Source organism: Streptomyces sp. NPDC087901 (assembly GCF_044742205.1).
In the GTDB taxonomy this organism is placed as follows: domain Bacteria; phylum Actinomycetota; class Actinomycetes; order Streptomycetales; family Streptomycetaceae; genus Streptomyces.
Genome location: NZ_JBIUUC010000001.1, coordinates 325,566 through 345,613, shown reverse-complemented (window position 1 = coordinate 345,613; position 20,048 = coordinate 325,566). Strand labels below are relative to the sequence as shown.

The 20,048-nt window shown below is 70.6% G+C and carries 18 protein-coding genes; 7 read left to right on the top strand and 11 right to left on the bottom strand.

The window, feature by feature from the left end; genetic code table 11:
• Nucleotides 1-6: 6 nt before the first annotated feature.
• Together ACIOEW_RS01515 and ACIOEW_RS01510 are read right to left on the bottom strand one after the other, a co-directional pair.
• Entirely contained in the window at nucleotides 7-885 is an 879-nt protein-coding gene (locus tag ACIOEW_RS01515) for an ABC transporter permease (RefSeq protein WP_362551760.1), read from the bottom strand.
• Complete coding sequence (locus tag ACIOEW_RS01510) at nucleotides 882-3,542, bottom strand: alpha/beta fold hydrolase (RefSeq protein ID WP_401960374.1); 2,661 nt, start codon at nucleotides 3,540-3,542, stop codon at nucleotides 882-884. The genes ACIOEW_RS01515 and ACIOEW_RS01510 overlap by 4 nt, the downstream gene beginning before the upstream one ends.
• A gap of 160 nt (nucleotides 3,543-3,702) precedes the next feature.
• Here ACIOEW_RS01510 and ACIOEW_RS01505 point away from each other — a divergent pair, with 160 nt between their 5' ends.
• Nucleotides 3,703-4,122 (top strand): GNAT family N-acetyltransferase, encoded by a 420-nt coding sequence (locus ACIOEW_RS01505; RefSeq protein WP_401960371.1) that lies wholly within the window; start codon nucleotides 3,703-3,705, stop codon nucleotides 4,120-4,122.
• Between the two features lie 8 nt (nucleotides 4,123-4,130).
• Here ACIOEW_RS01505 and ACIOEW_RS01500 read toward each other — a convergent pair whose 3' ends face one another.
• The 3 genes from ACIOEW_RS01500 to ACIOEW_RS01490 form a co-directional block, all read right to left on the bottom strand.
• A complete protein-coding gene (locus ACIOEW_RS01500; RefSeq protein WP_401960368.1) occupies nucleotides 4,131-4,886 on the bottom strand; it encodes a hypothetical protein in 756 nt (251 codons plus the stop codon).
• A 66-nt stretch (nucleotides 4,887-4,952) separates the two neighbouring features.
• A complete protein-coding gene (locus ACIOEW_RS01495) occupies nucleotides 4,953-5,390 on the bottom strand; it encodes a VOC family protein (RefSeq protein ID WP_362551750.1) in 438 nt (145 codons plus the stop codon).
• A 39-nt stretch (nucleotides 5,391-5,429) separates the two neighbouring features.
• Nucleotides 5,430-6,041: a DUF4291 domain-containing protein gene (locus ACIOEW_RS01490; RefSeq protein ID WP_401960365.1), complete on the bottom strand. Its 612-nt coding sequence runs from the start codon at nucleotides 6,039-6,041 to the stop codon at nucleotides 5,430-5,432.
• Between the two features lie 242 nt (nucleotides 6,042-6,283).
• Here ACIOEW_RS01490 and ACIOEW_RS01485 point away from each other — a divergent pair, with 242 nt between their 5' ends.
• A complete protein-coding gene (locus tag ACIOEW_RS01485; RefSeq protein WP_401960364.1) occupies nucleotides 6,284-6,994 on the top strand; it encodes a VC0807 family protein in 711 nt (236 codons plus the stop codon).
• A gap of 76 nt (nucleotides 6,995-7,070) precedes the next feature.
• On the opposite strand, the gene ACIOEW_RS01480 is transcribed toward ACIOEW_RS01485, so the two are convergent.
• Together ACIOEW_RS01480 and iolB are read right to left on the bottom strand one after the other, a co-directional pair.
• A complete protein-coding gene (locus ACIOEW_RS01480; protein ID WP_362551732.1) occupies nucleotides 7,071-8,570 on the bottom strand; it encodes a CoA-acylating methylmalonate-semialdehyde dehydrogenase in 1,500 nt (499 codons plus the stop codon).
• Nucleotides 8,571-8,791: 221 nt separating this feature from the next.
• Nucleotides 8,792-9,673, bottom strand: coding sequence for a 5-deoxy-glucuronate isomerase (gene iolB / locus ACIOEW_RS01475; protein ID WP_401960362.1), 882 nt, complete (start codon nucleotides 9,671-9,673; stop codon nucleotides 8,792-8,794).
• 260 nt (nucleotides 9,674-9,933) lie between these two features.
• Between iolB and ACIOEW_RS01470 the strand changes: the two genes are divergently transcribed.
• The 4 genes from ACIOEW_RS01470 (at nucleotide 9,934) to ACIOEW_RS01455 (ending at nucleotide 13,738) form a co-directional block, all read left to right on the top strand.
• On the top strand, nucleotides 9,934-10,296 hold the full coding sequence (locus tag ACIOEW_RS01470; RefSeq protein ID WP_401960361.1) for a peptidoglycan-binding protein: 363 nt from the start codon (nucleotides 9,934-9,936) through the stop codon (nucleotides 10,294-10,296).
• A 269-nt stretch (nucleotides 10,297-10,565) separates the two neighbouring features.
• Nucleotides 10,566-10,763 carry a MarR family transcriptional regulator gene (locus ACIOEW_RS01465; protein WP_362551724.1) on the top strand — a complete coding sequence of 66 codons (198 nt, stop codon included), beginning with the start codon at nucleotides 10,566-10,568 and terminating at the stop codon, nucleotides 10,761-10,763.
• 167 nt (nucleotides 10,764-10,930) lie between these two features.
• Nucleotides 10,931-11,242 carry a heavy-metal-associated domain-containing protein gene (locus ACIOEW_RS01460; protein ID WP_362551721.1) on the top strand — a complete coding sequence of 104 codons (312 nt, stop codon included), beginning with the start codon at nucleotides 10,931-10,933 and terminating at the stop codon, nucleotides 11,240-11,242.
• A 105-nt stretch (nucleotides 11,243-11,347) separates the two neighbouring features.
• Nucleotides 11,348-13,738: a heavy metal translocating P-type ATPase gene (locus tag ACIOEW_RS01455; RefSeq protein ID WP_401960357.1), complete on the top strand. Its 2,391-nt coding sequence runs from the start codon at nucleotides 11,348-11,350 to the stop codon at nucleotides 13,736-13,738.
• 616 nt (nucleotides 13,739-14,354) lie between these two features.
• Here the strand turns inward: ACIOEW_RS01455 and ACIOEW_RS01450 are convergent.
• From ACIOEW_RS01450 to ACIOEW_RS01440, 3 genes are all read right to left on the bottom strand, one after another.
• On the bottom strand, nucleotides 14,355-15,653 hold the full coding sequence (locus tag ACIOEW_RS01450; RefSeq protein WP_401960356.1) for a citrate synthase: 1,299 nt from the start codon (nucleotides 15,651-15,653) through the stop codon (nucleotides 14,355-14,357).
• Nucleotides 15,654-15,782: 129 nt separating this feature from the next.
• A complete protein-coding gene (locus ACIOEW_RS01445) occupies nucleotides 15,783-18,104 on the bottom strand; it encodes an ATP-dependent RecD-like DNA helicase (protein WP_362551829.1) in 2,322 nt (773 codons plus the stop codon).
• Nucleotides 18,105-18,297: 193 nt separating this feature from the next.
• Nucleotides 18,298-18,948, bottom strand: a complete 651-nt coding sequence (locus tag ACIOEW_RS01440) for an NAD(P)H-binding protein (RefSeq protein WP_362551712.1) — start codon at nucleotides 18,946-18,948, stop codon at nucleotides 18,298-18,300.
• Nucleotides 18,949-19,073: 125 nt separating this feature from the next.
• Between ACIOEW_RS01440 and ACIOEW_RS01435 the strand changes: the two genes are divergently transcribed.
• A complete protein-coding gene (locus ACIOEW_RS01435; RefSeq protein WP_401961486.1) occupies nucleotides 19,074-19,451 on the top strand; it encodes a winged helix-turn-helix transcriptional regulator in 378 nt (125 codons plus the stop codon).
• 12 nt (nucleotides 19,452-19,463) lie between these two features.
• On the opposite strand, the gene ACIOEW_RS01430 is transcribed toward ACIOEW_RS01435, so the two are convergent.
• Nucleotides 19,464-19,700, bottom strand: a complete 237-nt coding sequence (locus ACIOEW_RS01430; RefSeq protein WP_401960355.1) for a hypothetical protein — start codon at nucleotides 19,698-19,700, stop codon at nucleotides 19,464-19,466.
• Nucleotides 19,701-20,048 lie beyond the last annotated feature (348 nt).

Sequence of the window (20,048 nt, the reverse complement as noted above, 5' to 3'; positions counted from 1 at the left end):
TCAAGGTCAGGACACGATGTCCTTACGACTGAACCCCCGGAAGGCGAAGGCGAACAGGATCAGGGCATACGTCACCGAGATGGCCGCGCCCTTCGCCATGCCGGCCCACTCCAGGTCGGGCTGGAGCGCGTCGGCCCATGCGAACTGCCAGTGGGCGGGCAGGAAGTCGCGCCAGGAGCCCAGCGCGGTGACCGCGTCCAGCACGTTGCCGACGATGGTCAGTCCGACCGCGCCGCCGACCGCGCCGAGCGGGGCGTCCGTCTTCGTCGACAGCCAGAACGCCAGCCCCGCGGTGACGAGTTGCGAGACGAAGATGAAGGCGACGACGAGCGCGATCCTGGGCACGGTGTCCCCGGTCGCGAGCGCACCGCCGGTGGGCAGTTCGAGCGGTCCCCAGCCGTACGCGGCGGCTCCCGCGCCCAGTGCGACGAGCGGCAGCAGCACCATCGCGGCCAGGCTGAAGCCGAGCGCCACGACGAGCTTGCTCCACAGCAGCCTGGCCCGGGGCACGGGCGCGGCCAGCAAGTAGCGCAGCGAGGACCAGCTGGCCTCGGAGGCCACGGTGTCGCCGCAGAACAGTGCGACCGGGACCACCAGCAGGAATCCGGCCGAGACGAACAGGCAGGTCGCCGCGAAGTTCGCGGCGGACGCGGTCGCCGTGTCCATCAGGGTGAGCCGGTCGCCGCCCCCGGGTCCGCCGTCCGGGGTGCCGCCGATCGCGAACGCGATGATCAGGATGAACGGCAGCGCGCCCAGCACCCCGCCCATGAGCAGGGTGCGCCGCCTGCGCAGCTGGCGGACGGCCTCGACGCGCAGCGGAAGGGTGTGCCGGGCGCGGTATCCGGGCGCCTCCGGCGCTTCGGCGACTTCGGCTGCGGTACTCATGCGGAGCCTCCGGAGATCAGGGTGAGGAACGCGTCCTCCAGGCGGCGGTGCGGTCCGACGCCGGTCAACGGCACGTCCAGGCGCACCAGTTCGGTGACGAGCTGCGGCGAGGTGGCGCCGTCGAGCCGGACCAGCAGCCCGTGCGCGTCGTCCGTACGGACGGCGGAGCCGATCCCCGCGAGGGCGGCGATCTTCTCGACGAGCGGCTCGGTGATCTCCTCGGCGGACGTGACCAGCACCATGTCGCCGGAGCCGGTGATCTCGGCGACGGGACCGGCCTGGACGAGCCGGCCGCGGTCCATGACCACCAGATGGGTGCAGGACTGCTCGACCTCGGACAGGAGGTGGCTGGAGACGATGACGGTACGGCCGCCGGCCGCGTACCGGATCATCACGTCCCGCATCTCGCGGATCTGGGGCGGGTCGAGCCCGTTGGTCGGCTCGTCCAGGATGAGGAGGTCCGGCATCCCGAGCATGGCCTGGGCGATGGCGAGGCGTTGCCGCATGCCCTGCGAGTACGTACGGACGGCCCTGGCCAGTGCGTCGCCGAGCCCGGCGATCTCCAGGGCCTCCTCCATCTGCGAGTCCTCGGCGGGCCGTCCGGTGGCCTGCCAGTACAGCTCCAGGTTGGCGCGGCCTGACAGGTGCGGCAGGAAGCCGGCGCCTTCGACGAAGGATCCGACGCGGGACAGTACGGGCGCACCGGGCCGGATGGCCCGTCCGAAGACGCGGATCTCGCCGTCGTCGGGCGTGATGAGCCCCATGAGCATGCGCAGCGTGGTGGTCTTGCCCGCGCCGTTCGGCCCGAGGAGCCCGAGCACCTGTCCCTTCTCGACGCGGAACGACAGCTCCTTGACCGCGTACCGGTCGGCGGACTTGGCGTACTTCTTCGACAGGCCGGTGATCTGCAGCGGTACGTCGGCGAGTGCGGGGTCCGGGGCCGGGGTGGCGGTACGGCGCCGGGCGGTGAGCAGGAGGGCCGCGGCGATCACGACGGCGGCGGCCGGCAGCCCCCAGGTCCACCAGGGCAGGGTGGCGGACCCGGTCGTCAGTCCGGGGGCGGTGGGCAGGGTGAGCGGGCTGTCGAGGGAGACGGTGTACGTGGTCGGCGCGGCCGGGGAGGCATAGCCGAGGTCGGTGGCGGCCAGCACGAGCCGGAGCCGGTGTCCGGAGTCGATTTCGTGGTCGACGGCGGGCAGCGTCAGGTCGAGGGGCCTGCCCTGCTGCTCGGGGGTGATCCGGTAGGGGACGACGAGCTGGGAGGGGAGCACCTGCTGCTTCCCGTCCGGCGACACGTCGTACACCTTGCCGAACAGCACCGCGTCGCCCTGCCCCGCCTTCACGTTCACGCGGACGGTCGGTGAGCCGGTGATGCGGCGCGAGGCCGTGAGCGGGGCGGATTCGAACGTGGCGTGCTGCCCGGGGAAGTCGACGGAGAGCCCGACGCCGAGCGTGGACAGCTGGGCGAGGCCGCCGCCGACCCCGGGGACGGCGGAGATGGCGGGCGGACTGGCTCCGGCGGGGTTGCTGAACTTCTGGGTTCCTCCCCGCAGTTCGATGCTCTGCGGGCCGCTGTTCAGGCCGGGGTAGGTGTCGCTGCTCGCGCCGCGGGTGAGGGCGGCCCCGTCGGTGGAGTCGATGCCGCCGGTCCGGGTGACGCGGAAGGCGGGTCCGGTGTCGGCACCCTTGTCGTCCTTCAGATAGCGGTCGAACCAGGCGCCGACCCGCTTCTGCACCCGGCCGGTCTCCCTGTCTCCGCCGTCGTGCCCGCCGGCGATCCAGTCGACGGCGACGGGTGCCCCGTTGGCCTCGATGGCCTTGGCCATGGCGTCGGCCTGGCCGAGCGGGAAGAGGGAGTCGGTCTGCCCCTGCACGATGAGCGCGGGGACCTTGATGCGGCCGGCGACGGCGCTCGGGGACCGTTCGGTGAGCAGGGCACGCGCGGCGGCGTCCGGCTTCCCGCTGACGGCGACCCGTTCGTACATCGAGCAGAGCTGCTTCTCGAAGTTCCCGCAGCCGCCGCCGGTGGTGACGAAGATGCCCGCCCAGAGCTTCTTGAACACCCCGTCGGGGAACAGCGCGTCGGCGAGGTTCCAGTAGGTGATCTCCGGAGCGATGGCGTCGACGCGCTGGTCGTACCCGGCGGCGAGAAGCGAGACGGCTCCGCCGTAGGAGGCGCCGGTGATGCCGACGCGGGGATCACCCTTGCCGTCGAGCTGCACCTCGGGCCGGCCGGCGAGCCAGTCGATGAGCCGGGAGGCGTCCTTGACCTCGCGGTCGGGTGCGTTGAGCGAGATCTTGCCGCCGGACCTGCCGAAGCCGCGCGCGGACCAGGTCATGACGGCGTACCCGTCGGCGGCCAACTTCTCGGCCTGCGCACGTGTCTCGGCCTTGCTACCGCCGAAGCCGTGGCCGATGAGCACGGCGGGCCGACGCTGTGTGCCGCCGGTGGTGAAGTACGAGGTGTCCACGGACACCCCGTCGACGCGCATCATCCGGTCCTGCCGGTGCACGGCCGGCGCGCTGTCGTCGGCCACGGCGGTCCAGGTGCCCGCCCCGGCCAGCACGACGAGCGCGGCGATGCCCGCCGCCCACCGGCCGCGGCTGCGGGGCAGCAGGCGCCGCCACCTGGACGTACGCGCAATAGGGGTCTCCATGTGTCGAGCCTAAGCGGGCGTCCGCCGCGCCGAAGCTGCCACCAGGGGGAAGTGTCCGGCCTCCTCAAGGCGTACGGTGCTCACCCCGCGTACTCCACTCGCGGTATGCCCCGCCGCGCGGCCCGGCCCGACCTCCGAAAGGCCTTCCATGGACAACCCGGTGGAAATCCGGCAGGCCACGACCGTCGCCGAGCTGAAAGCCGCCCAGCACCTCTACGACGGTCCGGCACACCCGGAGTGGGCGGCGCGCTTCCTCGCCGCGGACGGCCATCTGATGGTGATCGCGTATGTGTCCGGCGTCCCGGCCGGCTTCGTGTCCGGCATCGAGATGCTGCACCCGGACAAGAGCGCGGAGATGTGCCTGTACGAGCTCTCCGTCGACGCCCCCTACCGCCGTCGCGGCATCGGCCGTGCGCTGACGCGGGCGCTGGCGGCGGTGGCCGAGGAGCGGGGCTGCTACGACATGTGGGTGGGCGTGGACCTCGACAACGAGGCCGCGCAGGCGACGTACCGCTCGGCGGGGGCGGCGGACGACGGGCGCTTCGCGATGCTGACGTGGGGGTTCGGCGCGTCGGAGTGAGCGGGGCTTCAGCTCTTGAGGTCGGTCATGAGGTCGCGCATGTCGCTGATCATGGCGGCCTTGTGGGGGGCCAGATCCGGCAGTTCCTCGTCGCCGGGCACCGGCCCCTTGTCCTCCTCCCAGTTGAGGGAGGCTGAGATACCCAGGGAGAGGACCGCCCCGCCTTCCAGTACCCGCAGCTCCTGCACCCCGCTCTCCGAGGAGAGCAGGTACGCCTTGTCGCCGAGCTCCTGCACCGCCTCCACCTCGGTCTCCGGGTCGACACCGAGATCGGTCGCGGTCCGCTCCGCCTCGAACTCGGCACGCGGGTCGGTCTTCTTGTGCAGGGCGACCCTGATCGTGACGGTGTAGTCGACGAACCAGCCCTTGCCCGGCCGCTGCTGTCCGCTCTCCACGCGGAGGGGGATGTAGCACTGGGCCCGGTCGAGGGCGTCATGCCGCAGCGTCCCCGCTTCGAACCGGCTCTCGGTTTCTCTCGGCGCTATCGCCGCGCCGATCGACTTCAGCCGCACGGCCGCGCAGGGGTCCTGGCCCAACCGGTACCCGTGCTGGTCGGGCGCCCCGTCACGCGGTCCGCCGGTGAGCAGCACCGTCCCCCACACGGCCGACGCCACCACAGCCCCGCCGAGCGCCCACAGCCACCGGGCCCCCGGCCTCGGAGGCCGCTGCGGGGGATCTCCCTCCGGCTGCGGGCCGGAATGGTCCAGTACTTCAGGTTCGGCGGACGCGCCGAACTCCCCGGCCATCTCCGGCTCGGAAATCATCCCGCTCCCCCACCAGTCGGAAGGCCCGCCTTGTGAATGCGCCGGGCCGATTGCCCCGATCAGCCGTCAGTTCTTCTTCAGCTCCTGGGCGAGCATCACAAGGATGCCGCTGGGACCGCGGAGGTACGTGAGCTTGTAGACGTCCTCATAGGTCGCCACACCACGAAGCGGAAGGCATCCGTGCTTTGCGGCCGTCTCGAGGGCTTCGTCGATGTCGTCGACCGAGAAGGCGACGCGATGCATGCCGATCTCGTTGGGGAGAGTGGGTTTCGTTTCGATCGCTTCGGGGTGGATGTACTCGAAGAGCTCAAGGCGCCCGTGACCATCCGGCGTCTGGAGCATCGCGATCTTGGCGTGATTGCCGTCGAGGCCGACGGCGGTGTCGGTCCATTCACCACTGACCGTGTCACGGCCGACGACCGTGAGGCCGAGGTCGGTGAAGAAGGAGATCGTTGCTTCGAGGTCGCGAACGGCGATGCCCACGTTCTCAAGTTTGATGGCCATGCTTTGCATGTTACCGAGCCGGGCCGATCGGCCGGGCGCTCAATTCATCCCGTTTCCCGGGCCGGCCGTCGGTGCCGGATACGGCCGCTCCTCCGGCAGGAGCCGGGCCGCGGCATCCGCCTTGCCCGCTCGGGCCAGCTCATGGATCTCCCGGGCCAGCGGGGTGACATCGCGGATCGTCACCGTCCACTCGTCCGCGTACGCCCGCGACGCCTCTCCCGCGAGTCCGAGCTGAAGGGAGCGGTACGGGAGCCGGTTCAGGTGCAGGTCGCGCTCGGGATCCCACTGGACGCGGGCCGGGGCGCGGCGGAGGGTGCGCTGCCAGGTGGCACGGTCGGGGTGCACGCCCCGTTCGTAGTGCGAGAGTTCGGCGTTGGCCAGCGCCCAGTCGAAGCCCTCGCGGGTGATCTCGACGGCCAGGACGGTCTCCTGGCCTTCCTTGGCCGCCCAGCCGCAGCGGTACATCATCCACAGGAAGCTCGGCTTGATCCATGTCATGCGGTCCCGCTTCCAGGCCGGCGGGAAGCGGCCGTCACGGGCGGCGGGGAGGCCGAGGGCCAGGGAGTACGCCTGGTAGACGGTGACGGTCGAGTCGGTGTGAAGCGCGCGGATCTCGTGCTGCGGTGGGGTGGGTGCGGCCATGGCGGTCATGGGGACATCCCAGCACCGGCGGGGCCTCGTGGGCGAACGGGTTTCCGAAGCAGCCTCGCGAAGAAGGGACATGACCTTTCGTCATGCATGGCGGCCGCGCCGCCGTGTCACCCGCGGACACTGACATTCGTCATACGGAGATCGGTACACCCGGCCCTGCCGGGGACCGGGGTCCGGCGGCCAGTCTGTACGTATCGAGAGCGGGAGCCGCGAGGGCGCCGCCGATACGGGAGGAACCCGTCATGAGCAGCCCGGTCGCCACAGTCACCGCACCTGTCGCCGATGCTCCGGCCGGTGCCGTTCCGTTCTCCCCGCGCAAGGCTCTGCTGGACAGCATGATGCCGCTGCTCGTGGATGTGGCGGTGCCGCTCGCCTCGTACTACCTGCTGAAGGCGGCGGGCATGGGGACTTTCGGCGCGCTGGCCTGGAGCAGTGTGGTGCCGGGCGTGCGGACGGTGTGGGGTGTGGTGCGCGACCGGCGGCTGAACGGGCTCGCGGCGCTGATGGTGACGGTCAACGCGGTGGGGCTGCTGCTGAGTCTGGTGGCCGGTGACCCGCGGCTGATGCTCCTCAAGGACAGCGGGGTGAGCAGCACCATCGGTCTGGTGGTCCTGGTGACGGCGTTTCGCGGGCGGCCGATGATGTCGGCCGGGCTGCGGCCGTGGCTGACGCGGGGCGAGGCCGGCAAGTCCGCGGCCTGGCTGCGGCTTTCGACGGAGTCGGCGGCGTTCCGGCGGGCCGAGGTGCGGTTCTCGGCGGTGTGGGGTGCGGCGCTGCTGGGCGAGTGCGCGGTGCGGGCCGTGGGCGCGTACACCGTGCCGGTCGAGACGATGGTGTGGGCCGGGACCGTGGTCCTGGTGGCGGCGATGGTGCTCGCGTTCGTCGTCTCGGGGCGGGTCGCGGTCGTTCCGATGGAGCGGATGATCGAGGAGGCGGCCGGTTCGGGCCGCTGACCTCCCACGAACCGCTGCAGGGCCGCCCCGGGGGAGCGGCCCTGCAGTGCTGTGCGGGTCAGGGTGAGGGTCGGCGTCAGTGGTTGCTGGGGAAGCCCAGGTCGACGCCGGCGGGGGCGTCGGCCGGGTCCGGCCAGCGGGTGGTGGTGACCTTGCCACGGGTGTAGAAGTGCACGCCGTCGTTGCCGTAGATGTGGTGGTCGCCGAAGAGCGAGTCCTTCCAGCCACCGAAGGAGTGGTAGCCCACCGGCACCGGAATCGGGACGTTGATGCCGACCATGCCGGCCTCGATCTCCAGCTGGAAGCGGCGGGCGGCGCCGCCGTCGCGGGTGAAGATCGCGGTGCCGTTGCCGTACGGCGAGGCGTTCATCAGCTCCACGCCCTCCTCGTACGTGTCGACGCGCAGCACACACAGGACCGGGCCGAAGATCTCGTCCTTGTACGCGTCCGAGTCGGTGGAGACGTTGTCGAGGAGGGAGAGGCCGATCCAGTGGCCGTCCTCGAAGCCCTCGACCGTGTGTCCGGTGCCGTCGAGGACGACATCGGCGCCCTGGGCGGCCGCGCCGGTGACGTAGGAGGCGACCTTGTCGCGGTGGGCGGCGGTGATCAGCGGGCCCATCTCGGATGTCGGGTCGTTGCCGGGGCCGATCTTGATCTTCTCGGCGCGGTCCTTGATCCGGGCGACCAGGTCGTCGGCGACGGAGCCGACCGCGACGACGGCGGAGATCGCCATGCAGCGCTCGCCGGCGGAGCCGTACGCGGCGGAGACGGCGGCGTCGGCGGCGGCGTCGAGGTCCGCGTCCGGCAGGACCAGCATGTGGTTCTTCGCACCGCCGAGCGCCTGGACGCGCTTGCCGTTCGCGGACGCGGTGGCGTGGATGTACCGCGCGATCGGGGTCGAGCCCACGAAGGAGACGACGGCGACGTCCGGGTGGTTCAGCAGGCCGTCGACGGCGACCTTGTCACCGTGCAGGACGTTCAGTACGCCGTCCGGCAGACCGGCCTCGGAGGCGAGCTCGGCAAGGAGGTTGGCGGCCGACGGGTCCTTCTCACTCGGCTTGAGGACGAAGGTGTTGCCGCAGGCGACGGCGAGCGGGAACATCCACATCGGCACCATGGCGGGGAAGTTGAACGGCGTGATGCCGGCGACGACACCGATCGACTGGCGGATCGAGGAGACGTCGACCCGGGTGGACACCTGGGTCGACAGCTCGCCCTTGAGCTGCGTGGTGATGCCGCACGCCAGCTCGACGATCTCCAGACCGCGGGCGACCTCGCCGAGCGCGTCGGAGTGCACCTTGCCGTGCTCGGCGGTGATCAGGGCGGCGATCTCGTCGCGGTGGGCGTCCAGCAGCGCGCGGTAGCGGAACAGGACCGCGGTGCGGGCGGACAGCGACGAGGTGCCCCATGTCGCGTACGCGTCCTTCGCGGCGGCCACCGCGGCGTCGACCTCTTCCAGGGAGGCGAGCGCGACCTGGGTGGTGACGGCTCCGGTGGCCGGGTCGGTGACCGGGCCGTAGTTGCCCGACGCGCCCTCGACGGTCTTGCCACCGATCCAGTGGTTGACGGTCTTCATACTGTGTCTCCTTCAGAGGTGGCGGCGTCGGTGGTGAGGCGTCGGTCGGTGAGGCGTCGGTCGTGCTCTTCCCGTGCTGGGACCTCCGACGGGCGAGTGGGCCTTTCCGGCTACCTCAACATCCCACCACGCCCGCGCCGGAGGGGGCCCCGACACTGTGTCTGCCGTTTCGGTCCCGGCGTAGACACAAGGAGGACGGCCGGGGAAGGCCCTGGGCGGGGTCACCGGGGCGCCTCGCTCCCGTAGAGCGGAAGTCTCGGGTCCACCGGCTGTGCGGGCCAGATGTCCCGGATCCAGTGGTGGTCGGGGTGGTCGCGGATCAGCCACTCCCGCTGCTCCCCCGGGCCCGCCATGACGTTGAGGTAGTAGAGCGTGCGGCCGGGCGGGGCGATAGACGGGCCGTGCCAGCCGTCGGGGATGAGGACGGCGTCCCCGCTGCGGATCTCGGCGAGGACGTCCGTACCGCCCGGACGGGACGGGGAGACCCGGTGGTAGCCGACGCCGTCGTCCGCCACCTCGAAGTAGTAGATCTCCTCCAGGACGCACTCCTCGCCCGGGTGGTGCTCGTCGTGCTTGTGCGGCGGGTAGGACGACCAGTTGCCGCCCGGGGTGAGGACCTCGACGGCGATCAGCCGGTCGCATTCGAAGGTGTCGGCCGCGGCGAAGTTGTTGACCTGGCGCGAGCAGTTGCCCGAGCCGCGCAGCTCGACTGGTACCTCCGGCGCGGGGCCGTAGCGAGCGGGGAGCCTTCGCTCGCACTTCGCTCCTGCCAGGGCGAAGCGGCCGCCTGCGCCGGAGGCGATCTGTGCATGGGCGTCACGCGGTACGTACGCGAAGTCGGATACCCCGCTGAACACGCTTTTCCGGCCCAGCAGTTCAAAGATCTCATCTGAGATGTGCACCGTACAGCCACCGGTCAACGGCAGTACGATCCATTCGCACTCTCCGGTGACAAGTGTGTGAACACCTCCCGGCTCCAGCTCCACCACTCGCAGGCTCGACCGCTCCCAGCCTGCCCGCTCCGGACCGATGTCCAGGGCGTAGGGACCGCTCGCCGTGCTGCCTGCGGGCAGGTGATGTCCCGGCTCTCCTCGCATCGTCATACCTCCTTCCCTACCCGCTTCCTCTACCCGCCTCCTCTACCCGCCCTTCCTACCCGCCGCGCCCGGGTCGAGGGCGGCAATGACGGCGCCGGCGGCGGTCGCGGCCTCGACCGGCCGGGGCGGGGCGCGCCCCGACGGCCGTCCCGGGAGTGACGTGACGGCGGTACGCGCTGTTGTCCTCGACGAGAGGACGGGGCCCGCCGCCACCGGCACCGGTCACCGTCGCCGCATCGTCCGAGGAGTACCCCATCGTGATCCGCATGACTCCGACGTTCCGCCGCACCGCCCGGGGCCCCGCCCTGGCCGCGCTGGCCCTGGCCGCCGCCCTCGCCGTGGCGCCCGGCGCCGCAGCCGACGAGAGCAACACTCCCCCGGCCGGCTCCAGCCCCGTCTGCGCCTTCTACGACGGGGACGGGCTGACCACGTTCGGCGAACAGGGCGAGCGCGTCTCCCAGGTGCAGTGCATGCTCGCCAACCGGCGCTACCTGCCGTGGGAGGCGGTCGACGGGGTGTTCGGCGCGCGGACCCTCGCCGCGGTCCAGCGCTTCCAGGCCGACCACCCGCCGCTCGTCCCGGACGGCCTGGTCGGCCCGCGCACCTGGTCGGCGCTCTGGCACGCCTGACGACCGGGGTGCGCCCGGGACTCGGGGCCGGGGCGCACCCGCCGGACGGGCGCCGTCGCCCTGGCCCCGTGTTCGTTATGTCTCGGACGTGCCCCGCTCGTCACACATGTCTCCGTTACGCGGGTTTTCCGTCACAGGCGGTCGACAGCCCCACCCCACCTCCCGTCGCCCTCGTTCACCGGCCAGAGGCTGAGGGATCGACAGCGTCCGTACCGCAGCTCCCCCCGACGGCCCCCAGGCCACCGCTGCGGCACAGAGAGGTGGCACGCATGACGGACAGCAGGCTCTGGTCCTACAAGGACATCGCCGCACACATCCGGGTGCAGCCGGACACCGTCCGCTCCTACCGCAAACACGGCCTTCTTCCGGCTCCGGACCATGTGGAGAGCGGTAAGCCCTACTGGTACGCGGACACCATCCGCACCTGGGTCGCCGCCCGTCCCGGCAACCGGGGCCGCCGGGAATGACCACCCCCTCACCTGGTCACCCGGTTGGCCCACTGCCCCGGGGACCCACTCGCCTTCATACCCCCTAGGGGTATATAGTCGAGAGTGTGGAGGCGCACCGGCCTTCCCGGAGTCCCTCTGGGCCCCCGCCGCCACATCCATTTGTGCTCGTCGAAGAGGAGAACACGATGACCGCCGAGACCCAGCTCCCCCAGGCGACCGGCTCCTGCTGCTCGCCCAGCGGCTCCTGCCACGACAGCGCGGGCACGGACGCCGCGCAGGGCGACGTGACCACGGTCTACCAGGTGACCGGCATGACCTGCGGGCACTGCGAGGGCGCGGTCTCCGAGGAGATCTCCGGAATCGAGGGTGTCACCTCGGTGAAGGCCGTGGCGTCCACCGGCCAGGTGACGGTCGTCTCCCAGGCCCCCCTGGACGAGGAGGCCGTGCGCGCAGCCGTCGACGAGGCGGGTTACGAGCTCGCCGGCCGGGCCGCCTGACCTCTTCGGGATCCACCGCAACCGCATCACCCCTTTGCCGCCGGGCCGGGCCGACCAGCAGATACTGGTGGGGCACGGCCCGGTCGGCGTTTCAGGAGTTCGGACATGCACAGCGCAACAGATGTCGAGGCCCCGGTGGCGGAGAGCTCGGAGGCCGAGTTCGCGATCGGCGGGATGACCTGCGCGTCCTGCGCGGCCCGCGTCGAGAAGAAGCTGAACCGGATGGACGGGGTCACCGCCACCGTCAACTACGCGACCGAGAAGGCCCGGGTCGCCTTCGGCCCCGGAACCGGCCTCGCGGATCTGATCGCCACGGTCGAGAAGACCGGTTACACGGCGCAGCCCGTACACCGTCCGGAACCGACACCGCCCGCTCGGACGCCGGCGCCCGCGGCCCAGGACACCGGATCCGTCGCCCCCGCCCCGGCGCCCGACGCCGAGGCCGGCACCGAGGATGACGAAGGCACCGCCACCGGGACCGGGACCAGCCCCACCCCCGGCCCCGCGGCCGACGACGCCCCCACCCCCGCTCTCGCCGCACTGCGGCAACGGCTCATCGTCTCGGCCGTCCTCGCCGCCCCCGTCGTGGCGCTCGCGATGATCCCGGCCCTCCAGTTCGACAACTGGCAGTGGCTCTCCCTCACACTCGCCGCTCCCGTCGTCGTCTGGGGCGGGCTGCCCTTCCACCGCGCCACCTGGACCAACCTCCGGCACGGCGCGGCCACGATGGACACCCTGGTGTCGGTCGGGACCCTCGCCGCCTTCGGCTGGTCGCTCTGGGCACTGTTCCTCGGCGACGCCGGCATGCCCGGCATGCGGCACGGCTTCGACTTCACGGTCTCCCGTACCGAAGGTGCCTCCACGATCTATCTGGAGGTCGCGGCCGGGGTAGTCACCTTCATCCTGCTGGGCCGCTATCTGGAGGCGAGGTCCAAGCGGAAGGCCGGCTCCGCCCTCCGGGCGCTGATGCACCTGGGCGCCAAGGACGTCGCGGTCCTGCGGGGCGGCACGGAGGTACGCGTCCCCGTGGACCGGCTCGCCGTCGGCGACCGCTTCGTCGTCCGCCCCGGCGAGAAGGTCGCCACCGACGGCACCGTCGTCGAGGGCGCGTCGGCGGTGGACGCGTCGATGCTCACCGGTGAGTCCGTGCCCGTCGACGTGCGGGCCGGGGACTCCGTCACCGGCGCCACCGTGAACGTCTCCGGCCGGCTCGTCGTCGAGGCCACCCGCGTCGGCGCCGACACCCGGCTGGCCCGGATGGCCCGGCTCGTCGAGGACGCGCAGAACGGAAAGGCCGAGGTGCAGCGGCTGGCCGACCGGATCTCCGCGGTGTTCGTCCCCGTGGTCCTGGTGATCGCCCTGGTCACCCTGGTCGCCTGGCTGCTGGTGACGGACGACGTGACGGCCGCGTTCACGGCCGCCGTCGCCGTACTGATCATCGCCTGCCCGTGCGCCCTGGGCCTCGCCACCCCGACCGCCCTCATGGTCGGCACCGGACGCGGCGCCCAGCTCGGCATCCTGATCAAGGGCCCCGAAGTCCTGGAGACCACCCGCCGCGTCGACACCATCGTCCTCGACAAGACCGGCACCGTCACCACCGGCAAAATGACCCTCCAGACCGTCCACACCGCCGACGGAGTCACCGAGACCGACGTCCTGCGCCTCGCCGGAGCCCTGGAACACGCCTCCGAACACCCCATCGCCCAAGCCGTCGCCACCCGAGCCACCGAACGCACCGGAGCACCCCACCCCACCCCCCAGGACTTCGCCAACATCCCCGGACTCGGCGTCCAAGGCGTCGTCGAAGGCCACGCGGTCCTCGTCGGCCGCCCCCGGCTGCTCACCGACGCCGGAATCGACTTCCCCGACGCACTCGCCGCCGCGATGACGGAGGCGGCCGCCCAGGGCCGTACCGCGATCGCGGTCGCCTGGGACGGCGAGGCACGCGGCGTGCTCGAGGTCGCCGACGCGGTCAAGGGGACCAGCGCGGAGGCGGTCGCCGGCCTCCGCGCGCTCGGCCTGAAGCCGATCCTGCTGACCGGCGACAACCGGGCCGTGGCGGAGGCGGTGGCCCGCGCGGTGGGGATCGACGAGGTCCGCGCCGAGGTGCTGCCAGAGGAGAAAGCGCACGTCATCGAGCGGTTGCAGGCTCAGGGGCGAGCGGTCGCCATGGTCGGCGACGGGGTCAACGACGCGGCGGCGCTGGCCACCGCAGACCTCGGTCTGGCGATGGGAACCGGCACGGACGCCGCGATCGAGGCGAGCGATCTGACCCTCGTTCGTGGAGATCTCAAGGTGGCCGCTGATGCCATCCGGCTCTCCCGGCGCACCCTGGCCATCATCAGGGGCAACCTTTTCTGGGCATTCGGCTATAACGTTGCGGCTCTACCCCTTGCGGCATTTGGCCTGCTCAACCCTATGATTGCAGGAGCGGCGATGGCCTTCTCCTCGGTCTTCGTCGTGACGAACAGCCTGCGCCTGCGGTCCTTCACGTAACTTCCACAAAGAGACTTAGATCACACCGGTTCAGGGGTAACCATTCGGTGGGTTCGCGAGTCTAAGAGTGCGATGCCAAAGGATGTCTTGGGGGACGTCCGTCGGAGAGTCTTGGGGGACGCTCCGGGCAAGCGTGGGCCGGGGGACGTGCACCGGGGAGCTTTGAGCGGCCCTCCCGTCGGTACGTACCCCGGCAGACCGCAGTTCGCAGTACGAGGAAAAGCGCAGCACCGAGCAGTACCCGAGGAACCCAGGAGCTTCGGCTCCCACTGAACGCCCGGCCGGATCCCGTGGGGGGAATCCGCTCCGGGATATGGGAAGCGCCTCGTCGTCGGCCCGTGGGGGGATCGACGGCGGGGCGCTTCTCGCTTTCCTACGGGAGCGCTCCCGTATCGACGGCACGCTCCACTCATACCGCGACGCAGGTCCACCCGTACCGTCGGCGCAGGCCTCCCGCACCGACGACACGCTCCTCCCGTACCGACGGCACGAGCAGGGGGCGGCGCGTTCCGGGCAAGCAAATCGCCCCGGACACCGCGCTCTGTGCGAAAGCGCGGCAGTCGGGGCGAAGGCAACCGGCCCACGGGGCCGGGGTGGTGCGGGGGTGGTCCGGGGGTCAGCGACCCTCGACCGGGACGAAGTCGCGCAGGACCTCGCCGGTGTAGATCTGGCGCGGGCGGCCGATGCGCGAACCCGGCTCCTTGATCATCTCGTGCCACTGGGCGATCCAGCCCGGAAGGCGGCCGATCGCGAAGAGCACGGTGAACATCTCGCTCGGGAAGCCCATGGCCCGGTAGATCAGACCGGTGTAGAAGTCCACGTTGGGGTAGAGGTTGCGCGAGACGAAGTACTCGTCGTTGAGCGCGTGCTCCTCCAGCTTGAGCGCGATGTCGAGCAGCTCGTCGGACTTGCCGAGCGAGGACAGCACGTCGTGGGCCGCGGCCTTGATGATCTTGGCGCGCGGGTCGAAGGACTTGTACACCCGGTGGCCGAAGCCCATCAGGCGGACGCCGTCCTCCTTGTTCTTCACCTTCTGGATGAAGCTGTCGACGTCGCCGCCGTTGGCCTGGATGCCCTCGAGCATCTCCAGCACCGACTGGTTGGCGCCACCGTGCAGCGGGCCCCACAGCGCCGAAATGCCGGCGGAGATCGAGGCGAACATGTTCGCCTGCGAGGAACCGACCAGACGCACCGTGGAGGTCGAACAGTTCTGCTCGTGGTCCGCGTGCAGGATGAGCAGCTTCTCCAGCGCCGAGACGACGACCGGGTCCGGCACGTACTCCTGGGCGGGGACCGAGAAGGTCATGCGCAGGAAGTTCTCGACGTAGCCGAGGTCGTTGCGCGGGTAGACGAACGGGTGACCGATCGACTTCTTGTACGCGTACGCCGCGATGGTCGGCAGCTTGGCCAGCAGCCGGATCGTCGAGAGGTGACGCTGCTCCTCGTCGAACGGGTTGTGGCTGTCCTGGTAGAACGTGGACAGCGCGCTGACGACCGAGGACAGCATGGCCATCGGGTGGGCGTCGCGCGGGAAGCCGTCGAAGAACCGCTTGACGTCCTCGTGCAGCAGCGTGTGCTGGGTGATCTCGTTCTTGAAGGCCGACAGCTCGTCGACCTTCGGAAGCTCACCGTTGATGAGCGTGTACGCGACCTCAAGGAACGTCGACTGCTCGGCGAGCTGCTCGATGGGGTAGCCGCGGTAGCGCAGGATTCCCTGCTCGCCATCGAGGTAGGTGATGGCCGATTTATAGGCAGCGGTGTTGCCGTATCCGCTGTCCAGCGTCACCAGACCGGTGTTCGCCCGGAGCTTCCCGATGTCGAAGCCCTTGTCGCCGACGGTGCTGTCGATCACCGGGTAGGTGTACTCGTCATCGCCGTACCGCAGTACTACAGCGTTGCTGGTGTGCTCGCTCACGTCATCCCTCACCGACGTAGTGCCTCTTCTTCGAGGTTCCCTGACTGTCTCCACCCTCCCCCATTTGGCTCAGGAGAGTGCACTCGGGGTCGTCCATTGGACCTACTCGCGGCACTGAGTGCCGCGAACTTATTCATCCTGCCCCCTTGACTGCGGTTGCGGAAGACCTGCGTGATGTTTCCCACCGATTTGATCGATCATTTTTTCCGCGGATCCTCCTTCGGTGCCTCCGCGCAGCCGGTAATCCAGCGCCGTACAGCGCCTGCCTGCGGAAACCGTGCGGACCGCCTGGCCGATCGCCTGCCTGGAACCGACCAGCACGACGAGCTTCTTGGCCCTCGTCACGGCCGTGTACAGCAGGTTTCGCTGGAGCATCATCCAGGCGCTCTTCGTCACGGGGATGACGACGGCCGGGTACTCGCTGCCCTGGGAGCGATGGATCGTCATGGCGTACGCGTGGGACAGCTCGTCGAGCTCGTCGAAGTCGTAACTGATCTCCTCGTCCTCGTCCGTGAGCACGCTCAGCTTCTGTTCGTCCAGGTCAAGGGCGGTGACGACGCCTACGGTCCCGTTGAAGACTCCGTTCTCCCCCTTGTCGTAGTTGTTGCGGATCTGGGTGACCTTGTCGCCCACGCGGAACACCCTGCCGCCGAACCGCTTCTCCGGCAGATCGGGGCGGCCCGGCGTGATGGCCTGCTGGAGCAGCCCGTTGAGATGACCGGCCCCGGCCGGTCCGCGGTGCATCGGGGCGAGCACCTGCACGTCCCGGCGCGGGTTCAGCCCGAACTTGGCCGGAATACGGCGGGCCGCGACGTCCACCGCCAGCACCCCCGCGTCCTCCGTCTCGTCCTCCACGAAGAGGAAGAAGTCGCTGAGCCCCTGGGTGAGGGGCGGCAGGCCGGAGTTGATCCGGTGGGCGTTGGTGACGACGCCGGACTGCTGGGCCTGACGGAAGATGGTGGTCAGCCGGACCGCCGGAACGGGGCTGCCGTCGGCGAGCAGATCCCGCAGCACCTCCCCCGCGCCGACCGAGGGCAGCTGGTCCACATCGCCGACGAGCAGCAGATGGGCACCAGGTGCCACGGCCTTGACCAGCTTGTTGGCGAGCAGCAGATCGAGCATGGACGCCTCGTCGACGACGACCAGGTCGGCGTCGAGCGGACGGTCCCGGTCGTACGCCGCGTCGCCGCCCGGCTTCAGTTCGAGCAGCCGGTGCACGGTGGAGGCCTCGGCCCCGGTCAGCTCGGAGAGCCGCTTCGCCGCCCGTCCGGTCGGCGCGGCCAGCACCACTTTCGCCTTCTTCGCACGGGCCAGCTCCACGATCGACCGGACGGTGAACGACTTGCCGCAGCCGGGCCCCCCGGTCAGCACGGCCACCTTCCGGCTGAGCGCGAGCCGCACGGCGGCCTCCTGCTCGGGCGCCAGCGTCGCGCCGGTACGGCCCCCGAGCCACTTCAACGCCGCGTCCCAGTCCACGTCGCCGAAGGCCGGCATCCGCTCCTCCGGCGTCCGCAACAGCCGGCGCACCTGCGAGGCGAGGGAGATCTCGGCCCGGTGGAACGGCACCAGATAGACGGCCGTGACCGGCTCACCGCCCTCGGGCGAGGGCACCTTCTCCCGTACGACACCCTCCGGCTCCGCGGCGAGCTCGGCCAGGCACTCGATGACGAGCCCGGTGTCCACCTGGAGGAGCTTGACCGCGTCCGCGATGAGCCGCTCCTCGGGCAGGAAGCAGTGCCCCTGATCGCTGGACTGCGACAGCGCGTACTGCAGTCCGGCCTTGACCCGCTCCGGGCTGTCGTGCGGAATGCCGACGGCCTGGGCGATCCGGTCAGCGGTGAGGAAGCCGATGCCCCAGACGTCGGCGGCCAGCCGGTAGGGCTGGTTCTTCACCACGGAGATCGAGGCGTCCTCGTACTTCTTGTAGATACGGACGGCGATGGAGGTCGAGACGCCGACGCTCTGGAGGAAGATCATGACCTCCTTGATCGCCTTCTGCTCCTCCCACGCGGCAGCGATCATCTTCGTCCGCTTCGGCCCGAGCCCGGGGACCTCGACCAGGCGCTTCGGCTGCTGCTCGATGATGTCGAGGGTGTCCACGCCGAAGTGCGTGGTGATCCGGTCGGCCATGACCGGACCGATGCCCTTGATCAGCCCGGAGCCGAGGTAGCGGCGGATGCCCTGGATGGTGGCGGGGAGAACCGTCGTGTAGTTCTCGACGGTGAACTGCTTGCCGTACTGCGAGTGGGAACTCCAGCGCCCCTCCATCCGCAGCGACTCACCGGGCTGCGCCCCGAGCAGCGACCCGACGACGGTGAGCAGGTCGTTGCTCCCCCGCCCGGTGTCGACGCGCGCGACCGTGTACCCGTTCTCCTCGTTGGCGTACGTGATGCGCTCGAGTACGCCTTCCAGGACGGCCATGTTCGGTGTGGACGACGTCGTGGAGGACATGGTGGACATGGCCGTGACGGTACCGGGCGGGGCTGACATCCGGCGGGCCGCACTCATACGGCGCCACCCTGCCCGGAGCCGGTGTCCCGGCCACGGCCGTCCGCCCCGCGCGTCCCCCTGACCGACCTGACCGGCCCCCTACGCCCCTGACCTTGACCGTGCCGGTGTCCGCGACGGCCCGTACCGGGTACGGTCAGCCGGCCACTGCGGTGATCGAGCGTCGGTTCTTCGGGGTCTCGATCTCGTCGATCAGTGCGACCGCCAGGTCCGCGTAGGAGAAGGACGGGGCGCCGTCGGCCATCACCTCGCCGCCGCCCGTCCGGTACCGGCCGGTCCGGGGAGCCTCGTCGTCCAGCATCACGGGCGGCGGGGCGATGACGAGCCAGTCGATCTCCGTCTCGGCGGCGCGGAGCACGTCGAGTTCGGCGGCATGACCGAGTGAGAAGGCCCGTGCCTCCTCGGGGAAGCCGGGGGCGTCGTGGACGGCCACGCCGGGTGCGGTCTCCAGTACGGACCCGATCCCGATGAGCACCAGCCGGCCGACGCCCGCCCGGGCCAGGCCGTCGAGCAGGGCGCGCGTCGCGCTCACGTAGAAGTCCCGCGACGGCACGTCCATGCGGCCGGCCGCGTTGATCGCGGCGTCGTGTCCTGCCGCGGCCTCGGCGACGCTTTCCGCCCGGGTGACATCACCGGCGACGACGCTGACGTGGTCGCCGGTCGGCCCCTTGTACGCGGCCACGTCCCGCACGACCGCGGTGACCTGATGCCCGCGCGCCACAGCCTCGGCGACCGCACGCCTTCCGGCACGTCCACCGGCTCCGAAGACGACGATTCTGCTGCTCATGGGGTTCCCCTCGCCAAGGCCCGCGGACCGCCGGCCGATGCAGCGGACGCTAGCCCCGCACCCCATGGTTTCCGCAACGATAGTTACGTACGCTCGCCAGGGTGATCCAACCACTTGATCCCGAAATGTTCACCGGCTGCTCCCATGACACCTCGCCGTTCCGGATCGGCGGCAAATGGACCCCGAAGATCATCAGGTGTCTGGAGACCGGCCCCCGGCGCTTCTCCGAACTGGAGGTCCCGCTGCACGGCATCACGCCCAAGGTGCTGACGGAGACGCTGCGGTCGATGGAACGGGACGGCCTGGTCACCCGTACCGTGGGTGGCGGCACCCCGCCCCGGGTGGACTACGAACTGAGCACCCTCGGGCGTACGTTGCTCGCGCCGATGGCCGCCTGCTGCGCGTGGGCGGCGGAGCATCTGCCGCGGTTGCGGGATGCGCGGGAGGCGTACGAGGGGAACCTGGTCCCCGCACCCCCGCCGGAGGGGACCGCGACGCGCTGAACGCCGGCCGCGCTAATGCCGGGTGCCACGTCGCGGCTGCTGAAGCGCCACCTCGGGATACGCGGCCGCTGGGCCATCGAGGAGTGGCTGCGCCATGCCTCGCAGGTGAAGGTCGAAGAAGGCTGATACGTAGTCGCGGGTGATGCGCCACCCACGTTCCCCGGAGAGCGGTACGGCGGGGTCCGACAGGCCCAACTGCCCTGCCAGATAGGGCAGGTCCGTGAAGGAGAAGTGTTCAGCACCGTCCACGGTCAGCCAGCGCTTCCGGCCGTTCAGGTGCCTCCACGCCCCGGGCCCTCCACCAAGGCGACGACATGGCCGCGCCTCGCGAGCTCCTCCGCTATCGAGGTGAGTGTGGAGCGCGGCATCGAGAAGCCCGGGGAGAGCAGCACCAAGGGGAGTCGCCCCGGCGCCGGGGCAGCTCCCACATGAGCGTGAGTACAAGCCCCGGCAACCGTTGCGTGGGGCACGACGCCGCCGAGACCTCTCGCCTCCAGGAGGAGCTGCGCCTCCTCGTCGGTCAGGTACGCCGCCGATGGCCCGCTCGCCGAGCGTGCCGGGTAGAAGACCGTCACCATCAACTCCCGGTTGCACCCA

Coding starts and splice junctions, on each gene's coding strand:
- ACIOEW_RS01440 (WP_362551712.1), bottom strand. CDS start 18,948: ATGAGCAGCAGAATCGTCGTCTTCGGAGCCGGTGGACGTGCCGGAAGG.
- ACIOEW_RS01515 (WP_362551760.1), bottom strand. CDS start 885: ATGAGTACCGCAGCCGAAGTCGCCGAAGCGCCGGAGGCGCCCGGATAC.
- ACIOEW_RS01465 (WP_362551724.1), top strand. CDS start 10,566: ATGACGGACAGCAGGCTCTGGTCCTACAAGGACATCGCCGCACACATC.
- ACIOEW_RS01455 (WP_401960357.1), top strand. CDS start 11,348: ATGCACAGCGCAACAGATGTCGAGGCCCCGGTGGCGGAGAGCTCGGAG.
- ACIOEW_RS01470 (WP_401960361.1), top strand. CDS start 9,934: ATGACTCCGACGTTCCGCCGCACCGCCCGGGGCCCCGCCCTGGCCGCG.
- ACIOEW_RS01460 (WP_362551721.1), top strand. CDS start 10,931: ATGACCGCCGAGACCCAGCTCCCCCAGGCGACCGGCTCCTGCTGCTCG.
- ACIOEW_RS01435 (WP_401961486.1), top strand. CDS start 19,074: ATGTTCACCGGCTGCTCCCATGACACCTCGCCGTTCCGGATCGGCGGC.
- ACIOEW_RS01495 (WP_362551750.1), bottom strand. CDS start 5,390: ATGGCCATCAAACTTGAGAACGTGGGCATCGCCGTTCGCGACCTCGAA.
- iolB (WP_401960362.1), bottom strand. CDS start 9,673: ATGACGATGCGAGGAGAGCCGGGACATCACCTGCCCGCAGGCAGCACG.
- ACIOEW_RS01480 (WP_362551732.1), bottom strand. CDS start 8,570: ATGAAGACCGTCAACCACTGGATCGGTGGCAAGACCGTCGAGGGCGCG.
- ACIOEW_RS01510 (WP_401960374.1), bottom strand. CDS start 3,542: ATGGAGACCCCTATTGCGCGTACGTCCAGGTGGCGGCGCCTGCTGCCC.
- ACIOEW_RS01485 (WP_401960364.1), top strand. CDS start 6,284: ATGAGCAGCCCGGTCGCCACAGTCACCGCACCTGTCGCCGATGCTCCG.
- ACIOEW_RS01500 (WP_401960368.1), bottom strand. CDS start 4,886: ATGATTTCCGAGCCGGAGATGGCCGGGGAGTTCGGCGCGTCCGCCGAA.
- ACIOEW_RS01490 (WP_401960365.1), bottom strand. CDS start 6,041: ATGACCGCCATGGCCGCACCCACCCCACCGCAGCACGAGATCCGCGCG.
- ACIOEW_RS01445 (WP_362551829.1), bottom strand. CDS start 18,104: ATGTCCTCCACGACGTCGTCCACACCGAACATGGCCGTCCTGGAAGGC.